10 protein-coding genes and 1 CRISPR repeat array (1 of these 11 cut by a window edge) are annotated in these 15,046 nt (G+C 36.8%); of the genes, 3 read left to right on the top strand and 7 right to left on the bottom strand.

What is annotated here, in order from left to right; genetic code table 11:
• A CRISPR array of direct repeats spans nt 1–563; the repeat unit is 36 nt; unit sequence GTTGCTTCATATTTTGATTCTACATCAAACCACAAC; it reaches 66 nt to the left of the window's first position.
• 91 nt (nt 564–654) lie between these two features.
• The 7 genes from cas2 to ETF27_RS09880 form a co-directional block, all read right to left on the bottom strand.
• Nucleotides 655–993, bottom strand: a complete 339-nt coding sequence (gene cas2, locus ETF27_RS09910; protein WP_147785762.1) for a CRISPR-associated endonuclease Cas2 — start codon at nt 991–993, stop codon at nt 655–657.
• On the bottom strand, nt 990–1,877 hold the full coding sequence (gene cas1, locus ETF27_RS09905; protein WP_147785761.1) for a type II CRISPR-associated endonuclease Cas1: 888 nt from the start codon (nt 1,875–1,877) through the stop codon (nt 990–992). Before cas1 ends, cas2 begins: the two co-directional genes overlap by 4 nt.
• A 6-nt stretch (nt 1,878–1,883) precedes the next feature.
• Nucleotides 1,884–5,540, bottom strand: a complete 3,657-nt coding sequence (cas9, locus tag ETF27_RS09900; protein WP_130828749.1) for a type II CRISPR RNA-guided endonuclease Cas9 — start codon at nt 5,538–5,540, stop codon at nt 1,884–1,886.
• A 235-nt stretch (nt 5,541–5,775) separates the two neighbouring features.
• On the bottom strand, nt 5,776–7,047 hold the full coding sequence (locus ETF27_RS09895) for a zinc ribbon domain-containing protein (RefSeq protein WP_130828750.1): 1,272 nt from the start codon (nt 7,045–7,047) through the stop codon (nt 5,776–5,778).
• Between the two features lie 36 nt (nt 7,048–7,083).
• The gene (locus ETF27_RS09890) at nt 7,084–7,797 is read right to left on the bottom strand and encodes a glycoside hydrolase family 25 protein (protein WP_130828751.1); all 714 of its coding nucleotides are present in this window, start codon (nt 7,795–7,797) and stop codon (nt 7,084–7,086) included.
• A gap of 124 nt (nt 7,798–7,921) precedes the next feature.
• On the bottom strand, nt 7,922–8,740 hold the full coding sequence (locus ETF27_RS09885) for a hypothetical protein (RefSeq protein ID WP_130828752.1): 819 nt from the start codon (nt 8,738–8,740) through the stop codon (nt 7,922–7,924).
• A gap of 33 nt (nt 8,741–8,773) precedes the next feature.
• A complete protein-coding gene (locus ETF27_RS09880; RefSeq protein ID WP_130828753.1) occupies nt 8,774–9,838 on the bottom strand; it encodes a LacI family DNA-binding transcriptional regulator in 1,065 nt (354 codons plus the stop codon).
• Nucleotides 9,839–10,046: 208 nt separating this feature from the next.
• Here ETF27_RS09880 and ETF27_RS09875 point away from each other — a divergent pair, with 208 nt between their 5' ends.
• The 3 genes from ETF27_RS09875 to ETF27_RS09865 are packed head-to-tail and all read left to right on the top strand — an operon-like array spanning nt 10,047 to nt 14,887.
• A complete protein-coding gene (locus ETF27_RS09875) occupies nt 10,047–13,550 on the top strand; it encodes a sensor histidine kinase (protein ID WP_147785768.1) in 3,504 nt (1,167 codons plus the stop codon).
• 4 nt (nt 13,551–13,554) lie between these two features.
• The gene (locus ETF27_RS09870) at nt 13,555–14,277 is read left to right on the top strand and encodes a DUF5932 domain-containing protein (protein WP_130828754.1); all 723 of its coding nucleotides are present in this window, start codon (nt 13,555–13,557) and stop codon (nt 14,275–14,277) included.
• Nucleotides 14,267–14,887 carry an AbgT family transporter gene (locus tag ETF27_RS09865; RefSeq protein ID WP_130828755.1) on the top strand — a complete coding sequence of 207 codons (621 nt, stop codon included), beginning with the start codon at nt 14,267–14,269 and terminating at the stop codon, nt 14,885–14,887. Before ETF27_RS09870 ends, ETF27_RS09865 begins: the two co-directional genes overlap by 11 nt.
• The last annotated feature ends 159 nt before the right edge of the window (nt 14,888–15,046 follow it).

Below are 15,046 nucleotides of genomic sequence, written 5' to 3'. Positions count from 1 at the left end.
GTTGCTTCATATTTTGATTCTACATCAAACCACAACAATGGCAGAAGATTATCCAGAAATTTGTCAGTTGCTTCATATTTTGATTCTACATCAAACCACAACGAGCCACTGTCGGGTTCTCTACAGCAGCGTGTTGCTTCATATTTTGATTCTACATCAAACCACAACCAAGTCCAAGTATCCTGTTACGCCTCACGAGTTGCTTCATATTTTGATTCTACATCAAACCACAACATCATTTTCAATCTGCTTTGACTATTCATAGTTGCTTCATATTTTGATTCTACATCAAACCACAACATCGTGCCGTCGTAGTTCATCACCTTATACGTTGCTTCATATTTTGATTCTACATCAAACCACAACCGAGGGCTGCATACTCTGTGGGGAGAACAAGTTGCTTCATATTTTGATTCTACATCAAACCACAACAATGATTACCACCGTTACCACAATCAGCGGTTGCTTCATATTTTGATTCTACATCAAACCACAACGCTATGGCGCAGCAAGAACGTGTCGGTGCGGTTGCTTCATATTTTGATTCTACATCAAACCACAACTTGTACTATTTAAAATATTGAATATAAACACATTATACAAATATTTTCATACAAGAAGTGGCTCGAATATATCAGCTTTATTGCAAATATACTAAAAAAACTCTAACTGGATAGGTGTTTCTGGATCTTTTTGTTTAATTTTACCCCACATATTGATAATCTTTGAATACTGTTTGTCTGTTACTGTTAAAATACTAACTTTACCACTTGGCGTTAAGATTGATTTAATTCTTTTGATATGAACGTTTGCACTTTCCTGCGAACCGCAATATCTAATATATATACTATATTGATACATCGTAAATCCATCTTTCTCTAATTCTTTACGAAAACGTGCAGCCTCCTTTTTATCTTTCTTTGTAACAGTGGGTAAATCGAACATTACAAACAACCACATAACATGATAAGCATTTAGTCGGTTTTCACTCATTTCAAAAGGGGCAAACTGATTTTCTTTACTTCTTTCGCATAACATTTCACAAGAGAAGCCATTGTCATGGTAAGCCCCACGCTTAAAGGACGAGTTACATTCATAAAATATGTATCACAATAAAGTAATTTTATCAATATTCCTTTCACTTCAGTGGTAAGTGTAGTTTGTCCATTTTTGGTAAGATGATACACTATTTCATCAACGAATGGGCGGTAAGGCTCCATCATGTCGTCTGCTAAAGGAAAAGCGTTACTGCGGTTATGATGAAAGATGCCCAATGCAGGAAATAGTCCTGCAGACATCATTGCTCGCGTTACTGCCGCACGTAAAATGGTATAACCATAGTTGAGCAGCGCATTTGTGCCAGACTGATTCCTATCTCTTATGAAATCTTTTCCAAATAGTTGTGTCCAATATAGTTTAGCGGCAGCCCCTTCTCGGTTGGTACTATCCCCACTCTTTACATTATTATAATAAGGGAACAAACATTTTCCTTCTTTACCTAATTTCTCAAGAAGTTGTGCTTGATTTTTTATCTTACATTCTATTATTTGTTTCCAAAGCTGTTTATTGAAAGACGCACTTGCAGAAAGTTGATGTCTTAAAGTTTCACCTTGTGTGTTGTTATTATCTAAATTAAACAACATTGAAGTTGGCATTCCTTTTTGATTGCAAAATACTACCGACACGTTATTTTCTGTCAATGCATTTAGAAGTGGTACACTTATTGAGACCATAGGATTGTCAACCATTAAGAAGCCTATATCTTCTACAGGAATGGTTCGTCGCTCATCAGGTAAGTCTTTCATGGTAATCACCAGTTGATTATACCTCAATGAAAGACTTGCTGGATGAGAAAAGACAACGCTTCGTTTCAACATATTGACTTACTCTTTAAGCGTTACTTTACCAAGAATGTCGATAGTAAAATCTATACCATCTACTAATATGTTGATATTTTTTATTCTCTGTCTGAAAATAGGCGCATAATCATCGTTATTTTTATAAGGAGTGCTATAAATAGGTAACCCTTCTTTACGAGCTTCTTGATGATATTTAAATTTTATACGTCCATCTTTTTCAATACCAACAACCTTGTAGAGCCTTTTAACTAAATCTTTGGTGTTATCCATTTGTATTTCGTCAGGATTTTCTTCAAACATTAACACCATCTGCCCCATTAAAAGTTTTGTTTTAAGCGGTAATCCATATTTGGCGCTGTGAGTAGGCACTATAGACGAGAATATATTTCGGTCTTGACTTCGTTTATAATATTTGGCTGCCTCGATATAGCTCACTATTTCAAATTCTCTAACCACTTTGTTCTTTACCAGTCCTTCATAAATAGCCAACAAGTAATTATTTTCATTCATTACATGATACTGCTGTTTATATTCTTTCTTGGACAAATCCCGATGTTGCCTAATGTTGATGGGTTGCTTCACAGAATTAGCAAAACATCTTACCTTTTTTATAAGTATGCCTTTATCCTTATTCATATAGATTGGTTCTGCTATAGCTTGCTTGAAATTTTTGTCCGCTATTGTTTCTTTAATGGTTCGTTTCACGGTTTCATCGACAATATTTTCAAGCTCTTCTGGGTTTGTAAACGAACTGAGTGGTCGCCGAACAACATATCTTATTTCTCCATCTCGCTCTATTGCGCCGTAATATGTATCAAAGTGTAAGCTACCTCTTGCCGTGTCCCCTTGAGCCAACACCTTTCCTTTAGATGTCTGCACATACTTTTTTGTATGCTTTGGCATGTTGTTCGGAGTATCGTGTACTACCAATAAGTTTTTATATATGCTGAGAACATCCTCTGTAAATGTAGCCCATGGTTTTGAGAATTTAGGTTTGGAACTTCTGCCCTGCTTAAATGTTTCTTCCATGCGGTAATATTCAGCCATGAGATCGTACTCTCTCTTTCCGATGCATGCAATGGTAATAGCATCCATACAATGATGCGAATGATTATCTCTACATTTCTTTTCATATTCACTTTGCAGCCCCCACATTTTACGAAACTCTGCTGTTGCCACGCCTTTTACCACATAAACATTCGACTTACTGCGACTGTCTGCTTGATGGAATAATGACTTTAGATACAACCCCGCATAACGAGAAATAAGTCCGATGCCAGTTCCCTGTCTCCTACTGAATCCTTCGGGCACTTCGGTCATGGTAAATCGTTCATACTTTCCTCGCCAATAGTCTATCTCCATTTGTAGCTTATGGCGTTTTTGTATCCTTAAATCTTTCACCGCTTTATCCATTCCGGCAAATGTGCGTTGCTTGTCACGTTCTTTTATCTTCTGTTCATATTTGTTTTTCCACGGTTCAATTCTTGCCAATATCTCCTCGTGATTCGACAATTCTGTAGGTAGTTTGGCTTTTTTTATCTCTCTGTTAAACCGATTGTCACACAATGTAAGGTTCATCTGTGTGCTGTCTCCACCAACACTCTGTGGAATAGTATGCTCTATATCAAATTTCGGATTACTCCCTATAAAGTCGGTGATGCCTATTTGTTCACCTGTATATAAGCAATGGTGGTTTTGTTCCTCCCAAAGCTGAAACTTTAACACATCTGTTTGAGTTGGTTCAATGTCTTTTCCTGTTTCTTCTTTGTATAACTTCCTTATTTCATCGCCATATTTTTTGTGTTGTTTGTCTTGCTCTTTTTGCCAATCTGCAATTGCTCTTCGCTTATTGGCATCATTCAATTCTCGGGCGTACTCAACATGTACTTCCGTATTTTCGTCAATGACACTTTCTCTCAACAACTGATTTACCACCCGTCTTAAGATATGTAGAGAGCGCATAGCCATAGGATTTCGGATGGCATTGGTTCGTGGCGAGCCCAACTGCAATATGCCAAATTTGTTGCGTAGCGCATTAGGATAGGTTTCTATCATAGAAGGATGGTATAGTTTATCAGTTGCTCCTGCTGGTAACTCAAAATTATTTTCAAGAAAATCTTTAATCAATATTTCAATAGTTCCTTGTACATCGCGATGTTTAGGTTGATAATTGAAAACCAGTTCACCAACATTCTCCATGATGTACTTTCTGTTCTGCTCATTGTTCCATATTTCTTTACCTACTATGGCAGGAATGTTCGCAAAGAATGAAGCATGAGTATAATACATTCCCTTGCGCAAGAACGGTAAGAATTTGCGTATAGCTTTTAGGCTTAGCGCTGCAAAACTGTGACTTAACTTTATCTTTGCAAACTTCTCTGCACTCTCTTCATCCAACTGCAACTTGTGATGAGCAAACTCTTTTAGCTTTTCAATCGATGAAAAAGAATACAACACATTCCAAACATCGTCCACCATTTCTTGCAAACTCTTACTCCCATTCTTCTTTTGAATAAGTGTATATGTCTCGGCTATACCCGTTTTCCAATCATCGCCAAATATGCTTTTCAACTGTGCTGTAGTAGGACATCCTGGCACGCCCTGTGTCATTCTATAATTAAACTTGTAAGCTCGTTCTTCTTTGTCGTGTATCCAGGAATAGTTTTTCTTGCCTGCCAATTCCTTGGCTATGTCTTCAAAGTCGAAATTAGGTTTTGATTTACGGAAAAACAAAGGTTCAATTTTCTCTCGCTCCTCGTAAGTTAATGGACGTAGTTCTAAATCGTGAGGTCCTTTTACCTGAATGTTGTTGATAAAACAAAGCATTCTAAATTCTTCATAATCAGGATGCGAATCGGCACAACGCGGTTTACCTCTTTCAAAGGTACACCTACCTACACCGTGCCTTTGCGATTTAAGCGGAAGTTGAAAGAAGATGGCTCGTTGCAAATCTTCTATTAACTCGCTGCTTAGTTCTTGCTTTTCACAAATAGCATCAAACTCATGTTGGTAATGTTTTTTACGGTCTGTGTACCTTTGTCTGATGCGTACCTTGTTACCTTGTTCATCATAGAGTTTATAAAAATAATCTCCAAGATATTCGCATCCCGCTTCTTCCATTTCTGTCGATAACTGCGAAATTCCCGATTTCACCACTCCGTCTTCTTTATTATCTGCACTGGTGTCCAGTCGATTACTCAAAAAACCACGGCGTTGCGTTAAATGATATAAAGCACGACCTAAGGTATATCTATCAGCCTCAATCGTTAAATCTAATTTTTCGTGCAGACATCTATGTCTATCATAATAAGGATTTTTCCCCTCTTCATCGCTTGTGCGCTGCCACAACATCAACTCATCGCTTTTAGGATATTGCTTCTGTAAATGCCACTGCCGTAAATCATCATCACTCAAATAAGGACAGAGATGATATTTAACCAGCACCTTCAACACTTGTATTTTGCGTAAACGACGTCGAAAATATTGTTTCCGTATAGCCTTATGCCCCGAACGCTCGGCAGCTCTGGAGGATTCTTTCCAATTATCTATTTTTACACCTTCTCGAAAGATAACATCACCATATTTTACAAGCTCGTAACTCTGGGCATGCTCATCCCAATCAACTACTGCCCACCCCAAACTGTTGGTGCCAGTATCCAATCCTAATATACGTTTGTTCATGATAAATAAATTTATTTCTGTAAAATTAGAAAAAATATTTGTCAGTAACAAATATTTTGTTTACATTTGCCACATAAGATATTCTACATCTTATCACAATAAGGCTATATGCCGAAGGATACAAATCCTGCAGCCCCTCTTCGGAGGGGCTTATTTTATTGAGCGTGTATGATAACGGGTCAGTCGTAAAACTGGGTTTTACGACTGACCCGTTATCAATGGAATAGTTTAACTTCTATTTCCAGTTTATGGCAGTTATCTTTCCATTTTTTATGGTAGCAGAAATTAAATAACTCTTGGTGGAAGTTCCTCCTTCTCGTTTGATTACTAATTTTGCAGGAATCTCTATTCTTTGTATTATTGTTTCATCCTCATTATTTGTTTCTGTACTGATGTCGCTTGGTTGATCCAAATGCCAATTAAGAGTTTTTACATCAGCCTGATATAATTTATTTCTCATAAATTCAGTAACATCTGTAATTGTAGCACCGCTTGTTCCCAAAAAGTTAAATGGAGAAGCAATGGCATTCGATATCTTTGTTGTGCTTTTGGCATTAATTCCTCTCAAAAATTCTCTTATGCAGCTGACAGCCTTACTTTTTTCTTCAGGAGTTGCTGTGTTTTTCATGAACGCTTTTATTCTCTCATCCGCTTCATGGTTATGTTTTCCATTTGGCATCCTTTCTTTGTACTCCGAATACGAGTCTGCTGTATTAATTCTCAATGCGTCTGACCATGCGAAGTCATCCATTTTTCTTTCTATCTCGGTCTTATAGGGAGAGCTTTGGTTTTGTTGTAAATACTCGTAACATTCACTCCAAGATTTTAAACTTCTGACACCCATATGTTCATGTACGGTCTTTTGCATATTATCCAATCGTGTTTGAATACTTTTTCTATGATCTCCGGGAGCCTCCGGAAATTCATCCAAATATTGCTGCAATACCGCTTCGTTATTGCTTTTTATCGCTATTTCATACTCTTTCTTTTCATTATTATTTAACCCATGATTGTATAGTTGCAACAAAATTACACTTATAGCTATTGCGATAAGGATAGAAACCAAAAGTGCGATATGATAATTCTTTTTTTTGTGTTTGGAAGCTGAATGCTCGTTTGTGGCATTTGAAGTTTCATGCTCCACGTTGTCTTCATCAGGTATGATCTGTGCGATGACAACCTCATTGTTTTCAACCGTTGGTTCGGAAAAGTCTGGTGTCTGCTCTTGAGTTTTTTGCGAAATAGGACTGACGAGTGGTATATCATCTTTGCGATTTCCATCGGTAGGAATAACAGTCGGAGTTTCATTGCCTTCTTGATTTTCAATCTTGTTTAAAGTGGATGCATTCGCATGGTGGCAGTTCGGGCATGTTTTCTCATCACTTAAATATATTTCTCTACAATTAGGACAGGTGATGATGTGTCCTGCTATTTCAATTCCACAGCTTGGGCAAAGAGGAGCTTTGTCGCTCACTTGATGACCGCATTCCGGACATTTTATAATCATTCTCTTACTATGATTTATTTATTATTGGTGTCTTATTTAATTTCGAGATCGTCGATGGAAACGTATTTCTCGCATACTATGTCTTCCCATCAATCGACTTTTATCAACATATCCATTGACTCCGTTTATACTGCCTTTGCCGGTATATTGCCAAGCAAAGATGTCTCGTCCATCTTGCAGTTCAGGTTCTCTCTGTGTATATTGGGCGATGAAGAGTTTGTAATCATCGATAGCACCTATCAAGTGTTGATTATAGAAATTTGTGTAAGTATAGACAAGTGGTCGCACACCATACTCTTCAGTCATTAAGATGAGGAATTTTTGCAGGCTGTCTCTTAATGCTTTAGAACTTAATCCACTTGTGGTCTCAACATCGACCATGGGGATAAGATCTTGATCTTGTGGTCGGCACTGAGCTCTAAAATTCCTTAGCTGTTCTACCTGTGGAACTTTGGGGCGATAAAAATGATAGGAGCCTACATTCATTCCATATCTTTGAGCTGCAACGATGTTTTCAAGATATCTTTTATCTATTTTTGCTCCTCCCTCCGTAGCTTTTAAGTAAACATAGTTAAGTTTATGATTGCTATTTTCCGATACCCTTTCCCACCAAACTTCACCTTGATAGTGGCTCATATCCAATCCGTGAATATGATTACAGGTATCTTCACATTGGACATAGTATTGAGCGAAGATGCTCGTAAAAGAAAATATACTAAACAGAAATAGAAAAAAACGCTTACTAATCATAAATGCAAAGATACGATTTATAATTGATATAATAAAAGTCGTATGGGGATTATTAAAAGTTTGGTCATGATTTTAGAATTATTTTACTAAAAATACATTCGTGTTGAAAAGGAATCTGGGTGCACTATTCTTCTATCTCAGACAAACTTTTAATGAAGTTGTGGAGAAAATTACTGGTTGTCTCCAACGGAGCATATTGCAGATAGCGAAAACTTCTTCTGAGATTTTTTCTAAGCATAGCCCCATTATTTCTTACAAAACCTACTGAATCTTGTTTAAAGTGCCATTCTTCTGTGGTGTCTTTTGCTAAATTCGATACAGCTTTGATGGTTAAAGTGTTAGCTTTGGGTTCTTCTTTCTTCACAAAGGGTAATTCGTTTTTTTCAAATCCGAAAAAGGTTATCAAGATGCTACCTTGAAGTTGAGCCATTCGGACTAAATTTAGATAGATTAGCCAATTTTCAAGTTTGATAAAATCGACTTTATCGCCCTTTGTCCGCAAATATTGACCGAGTTTTATGATACCACTCAGGCTGATACCGTTGTTGAGCATTGAGTTGGTGTTATAGATAATGATTTTAAGAATGTCAAGTGCTTCTATGGAAGTATCGATACTATGTATTTCTTTTTCTATGACCTTCTTTAGCCTTCGATTGTATAATCTATTACTTAAATAAATTTTATGGCTGTCTTGTTTGGTACCTTTCTCTTGAGAAGTCTTGAGTTTCTGTTGTATTTTCTGAATTAAATCTTGAGGAAGATTCAACTTTTCGTTATCAGAATTGGCATTAACGCCTCTCACAAAGATACTTACAACGTTTTGTGCTTCAACCATTAAAAATAGTCGACGCCATTTAAATGGAGACATTACCTCTATCCCCGTTTTATCGTTAAAGGCACCTGAACGAATAATGCTGAAGAAATTCCGTAGAATGATATCCATTTACTTTGTCATTATAATCAATGAGCACATTTTCTATATGCGCATGCGATGGTAAAAATCGATATTTTCTTTAGAGAGGAGTTCTATTGGCATATAATTGACAAGTGGAACCTCCTTTTTAAGCACGATCGCTCTGAATAAAGTATCAACACTTGAAAATCCTTGTTGGAAAGCATGCTGTGCGATAAGAAACGAAATACTGCCTTGTCGCAGGCATTCTGCATTTTTATGAACCACATCATATCCTAGAATTTGGATATTTCGTCTGTTGGTATTCAATAGAAACTCTCCCACAATATGAGCTTTTGAATTGACTGCAATGCAATGATGAACTTCCGGGTGTGTAGTAAAAAACTCTTCCAATACGTCCTCATACACTTTCCGCTTCTCCTCAAGTGGTAAATTTACTTCTAAAATCTTTACCAGTGGATAATGCTCCTTCATGTAGTGTCTAAAACCAACTTCTCGATTTTCCTGCTGTTTACTTGCCATCAGCCCATCTTTGGTTTGTTTCATGATCATGATGGCTTTTTCATCTCTGGCAATTAGCATCAGCATTTTTGCAGCAAAACAGCCACTTTGAAAAGAATCTTGTCCAAAGAACGATAATGGTTTCAACTCGGGTAGATAAGAATCCAAGAGTACGAATGGGATATTTCTTTCATGGAGTGTATCGGTAAATTTCCGAGTGTCATCCGGTAAAGAGGGAACCAAAATTACACCGGAAGGTTTTTTTTTCAAACATTCTTGGTAAGCATTGGCAAACGATTGAGAGTTTAGCCTGTCAAAATAAATAAATTCCATGTCTAATTGGAAATCTCTTCGATACTCAATGGCCTTGATAGCTCCCAGTTCTATTTCTTCCCAATAGGCTTCACTGGTATGTTTAGGAAGAAGACAAAAGAATTTGTGTTTTTTATTATAGGCTAAGGCACTGGCATAAACATTCGGTTGATAATTCATCTCCTTAAGAACAGCCTCAACCCTTTCTCTCGCTTCCTTTGAAACATTGGGACGTTTATGCAACACTCTATCAACAGTGCCTACGCTAACACCTGCTTTTATTGCTATATCCTTAATTCTGATTTTTGATGTCATACAAAACCTATTGATTTATTTGCAAAAATAGCAATAATAATTCAATTTCGGAAAGCGTTTACCAAGCTTTTATCCCAAATACTTTTAAAATATAATTCTTTTTGAGTAGTTTTGAGAAAACTTTTGTATTTTTGTGAGAAATATCAAAGTGAATAAATATCATATATTCAATCGCTTGAACTTGCTATCTGTCGTTTTGTTTTCGGCAATGGTTGGTTTTTGTTTTTCAGCATGCTCACGTGTTGAAAGGGGAAAAGTAGATTGTTTAAATGAACGTTCTTATTATTTTCACTATAAAAATTTAGACTCTACCCTATATTATGCCGAAAAGGCATATCATCTATCGGAACATTACTCGGCAGGTAGAGCGGAGGCTTTAAACAATATTGCCTTTGTAAATATTGTAAAAATGGAGTATGAAAAAGCTTCAGAAATTTTAAGAACTCTGACAAGCTTGACCGATAATCAAGTAGAATTGTTAATTGCTGACATTCAGATGATGCGCCTATGTCAAAGGCAATCCAGAAATAAGGAATTTTACGATTATCACGAAAGTGCGCAGAGACGAGGGCGACGAATAAAAGAAGAGAAAAATTATCTTTCCAAACATCAAAAAGCCCGTTTAGTTTATGCTCATTCAGAGTTTCATATCGTTACATCCATTTATTATTATTATGTGGGATTGGAAATACCATCGGTCAAGGCTTTGAAAGCTGTTAATCCTGATGGAGAAATCATGACAGATACTGCGCAATATCTAAATCTACTTTATAATTTGGGAGCTGGCGGAATTATAAAAGGTAAGAGCCAAGAGGATATCAACCAACAGGAGTTTGATATCTTGATGCGGTGTTATTCAATGGCACACAAATTTGGGTATATACCTTGGGAAGCCAATTCTTTGCAAGCGTTAAGTGAAAAATTCTTGATAGAGCATGATAGGAATAAGCTATTGGCAGACAATCAAACAGCGGTGAAACTTCTCAATGAAGATAATATGCCGGACACCTTGTTGGCAGGCAACATGGCTCAACGAGCATTGCGACTCTTTGAAGAATATGGTGATGTTTACCAAACGGCAGGTAACTATCGCACACTTGCTTCCTGTTATTGGCAAATCAATGATTATCGTTCTGCTATTATTTGTTTGGAGAAAGCACTTCTTCACAATAAGTCAATAGAAAAAACTCCGGATTTAATAGCGTCAATCCGCGAACAATTGAGTGTTGTCTATGCCGCTATAAATGATAAACAGGGAAGCGATTTCAACAGAAATATCTATCTTGACTTACAAGAAAAAACCCGCCAAGACCGATATTATGAGTCGCGAGCAGAACAATTGGAAAAAACCTCACGACAGCTAAATATGATGATAGGGGCTGTTACTTTAGTGATAGTTTTTATCATCCTTTTACTTTGGCGTTTTCATTATTTGAGACGAAAAGGAAGAAATGCCAATTCACTGACAGATTTACTCCAGCCTCTCAAACAATGGCAAATTGCAAATGAGCAAGAATTGTCAAAGATGGAGGAAGAATACGAGGAAACGCAAGTCGCTTTTGCTGTTGCACAAGCACATTTGATAGCGAACAAAAAGAAAAATTTGGAAATACGTGCAAAAGTTACACTCGTAAATATCATCACTCCATTTATCGATCGAATATTATGGGAGGTTCGACTATTACAGAAAAGGAAGGAAACAAACGAATTGAGAAACGAGAGATACACTTATATTTCGGAACTTACAGATAAAATCAACGAATATAATGACGTATTAACAGAATGGATACAATTGCGCAAGGGAGAATTATCGCTGCATATAGAAAGTTTTCGATTACAGGAGATATTTGAGATAATTGCGAAAAGCAGAACGAGCTTTGCATTAAAAGATATTGAATTTGAAGTTCAATCAACAAAGAATATTGTAAAAGCCGATAGAATACTTACACTCTTCATGCTAAATACATTAGCCGATAACGCTCGCAAATTCACTGACAAGGGGGGCAGGGTAACCGTCTCTTCTCGGGAATATCAGAATTATGTGGAAGTTTCTGTAGCAGATACCGGAAAGGGGGTTGCGGCTGACGAGTTGGCTCATATTTTCGATAATAAGGTCATAGCAGACAATCAAGAATCTAAGTCGCACGGATTTGGTTTAATGAATTGTCAAGGAATAATTAATAAGTATCGTAAAAGCAGTAAGATTTTTTCAGTATGTGAAATCTATGCGAAAAGTAAAGTGGGAGAGGGTAGCACTTTTTCTTTTCGTCTGCCTAAGGGCATTCTTCGCACTTTTGTCTTCTTTCTCACAGGAATGTTACCCACTATCATCATGGGCTTCACTCATTCTACTTTAACTTCCTTAAATGAAAATATAAACAATTCTCTAAGAAATCTTGAGATGGCAAATACTTATGCCGACTCGGCATATTATAGCAATATTAAAGGTAATTATCACAAGACTTTAGCATTTGCTGATACTTGTAGATATTATTTAAACAAATATTATCTACAATTCCATCCCACAGGCAAAATGCTGATGAAACGCATGGGCAACGATGCAGAAACACCTGCGGAAATTAAATGGTTTCATGACAATCTACCAACTAATTTTAGTATAATATTGGATATCCGCAACGAGAGTGCAGTTGCGGCATTGGCACTACACAAGTGGGCGTTATATCGATACAATAATAAAGTTTATACCCATCTATTTAAAGAAACTTCATCTGATAAAAAATTAGGTAAATATTGTCGTATGATGCAACGTTCCGAAAGTAATAAGAATGTTGCTGTTATTTTGTTGATAGTGCTTTTGATTTCTATCTTCCCACTATATTATTTTATGTACTATCGCCATCAACTTTTTTATCTTTTTTGTGAAGATAAACTCAAGGAAATAAACAAAATTTTGGTCAGTAATATTTCTATAACCGATAAACTGACAACTATAGATAGAAATATTAATGAAAAGTTTCCAAAAGAATTAATGTCGATTATCAATAAGATAAGAGAGGCACTCCTAACTTCTGCAACGCAAACAGATAAAAACAAACACAATATAGAAATGGCAGAGGACGAGCTGCGAAGGCTTGAATACGAAGATGAACAACTGCATATCAGTAATAACATCTTAGATAATTGTCTGTCCACACTCAAGCACGAGACAATGTATTATCCCTCTCGCATTCGACAACTTGTAGATGATAAAGACACCCAATTGCAGACCATTGGCGAACTGGCAGCTTATTACAAGAATTTATATTCACTTTTAAGTCTCCAAGCCATGAGGCAAATTACTTCTCAGAATTATGTGAAACAAAAAGTTAAGGTGAGTGATATCATTCCTTCTAAAGTAGAATTCGTGGAAAATCCGAAATCCTCAACTTTTGTTATTGGAGACATGGATTTATTGAAGTATCTTTTTGAAATCATTGCAAGGCAGTTTAGGAATAACAAAATAAATGTAAATATAGAGGAAAGCGGATCGGTATATGTCGTCCTTCAAGTGATTGTAATGGAGATAAAATTATCTGAAGCCGACTGTATTGAATTATTTACACCTGCCGCCAATAATATCCCATTCCTTATTTGCCGGCAAATTGTTAGGGAAATAGGGGAGATAACCAATAGAAGAAGGTGTGGCATAACGGCACAAAAAATATCCGGAAATCTGATATTGAATATCACATTATCAAAAGCAAAAGTTTAAGAATATGGAAAAATTTAAAGTAATTATAGTCGAAGATGTCCCTTTGGAATTAAAGGGAACAGAGGGCATATTTCGTAATGAAATACCGGAAGCTGTCATTATCGGCACCGCTGAAAACGAAATTGCTTATTGGAAATTAATGAAAGCCGATTTGCCCGATTTGGTGCTTTTAGACTTGGGCTTGGGAGGCTCCACTACTGTTGGAGTGGAAATATGCAGGCAAACCAAAACTCTGTATCCGAGCGTTAAAGTGCTAATTTTTACGGGTGAGATACTCAATGAAAAACTTTGGGTGGACGTGCTTGATGCCGGAGCAGATGGAATCTGTCTTAAAAGTGGCGAATTGCTGACTCGTGGCGATGTATTTAGCGTGATTAGCGGAAAACGATTGGTGTTTAATCAGCCCATTCTTCAAAAAATCGTGGCACGCTTCATGCAGAGTGTGAATAGTCAATTGATGCACCAAGAAGCTCTGATTAATTTCGAAATTGATGAATATGATGAGCGATTTTTACGCCATTTGGCACTTGGCTATACCAAAGAGCAAATCACAAATCTCAGAGGAATGCCTTTTGGAGTGAAAAGTTTGGAAAAACGTCAAAACGACTTAGTGCAAAAATTATTTCCGGAAGGAAGAAATGGTAGCGTGAATGCCACTAAATTAGTCGTTCGGGCTTTGGAGTTACGTATTATTGACTTGGATAACTTATATCCGGATGAAGAATAAACTTGGCTTACTCGCAATAATTCTTGCCATATCACAAGCAATAGTTATACTTCTATCTTGGATTATAACAGCTGCGTTTCCCGATTTAAGTATGCGCTCATTGCTAAGTGGGGAAGGCATAAGATGGTTTTTTGCCCATTTCATAGAAAACCTCTCATCCAAATACCTTGTTTGGCTGTTACTTGGAACAATTGCCTTTGGAACCTTAAAGTCGAGTGGACTATTTACTGTGATTCACCTCTTGTTCCATAAAGAATTCAAGGTGGGTACACTACATTATCGAGAGCGCATTGCAATAAGAACAATTTGTATTGAACTCTTGTTGTTTATTGTCATCATCCTGTTACTTACTATCCTACCAAAAGCTGTATTAATTAGCGTCACGGGGGATATTTTCCCAAGTAGTTTTTCGCAAGGCTTTATTGCGATAATTGCTTTTATAGTTGTTGTTTGTGGATTAACTTATGGAACATTAGTGGGTAAATTCAAAACGCTTAATCAAGGATACAAGGCTTTGGCAAGTGGATTTTCCACATGTGCTTGGATATTCCCCTTGTACATCTTAATTTGTGAGTTGATCCACTCCCTTGCGTTTGTTTTCCTTCTTTAATCCAAATCGGTTGTCAGACCATTCTTTTACATGTTTCGTGGGTTGCTAATGACCGGTTTGGATTGAACAATGGTTCAAATCACAGAGCTGCAAACGGTAAAATTCCTTATCAAGACAATTACCAATAGTTGGTAAAAGGATTTATTACTGTCCGCTAAA

It is taken from the genome of Prevotella brunnea, from assembly GCF_008016795.1.
In the GTDB taxonomy this organism is placed as follows: Bacteria; Bacteroidota; Bacteroidia; order Bacteroidales; family Bacteroidaceae; genus Prevotella; species Prevotella brunnea.
Note: the sequence above shows the minus strand (reverse complement) of the source record. Positions and strands in the feature narration are given on the sequence as shown.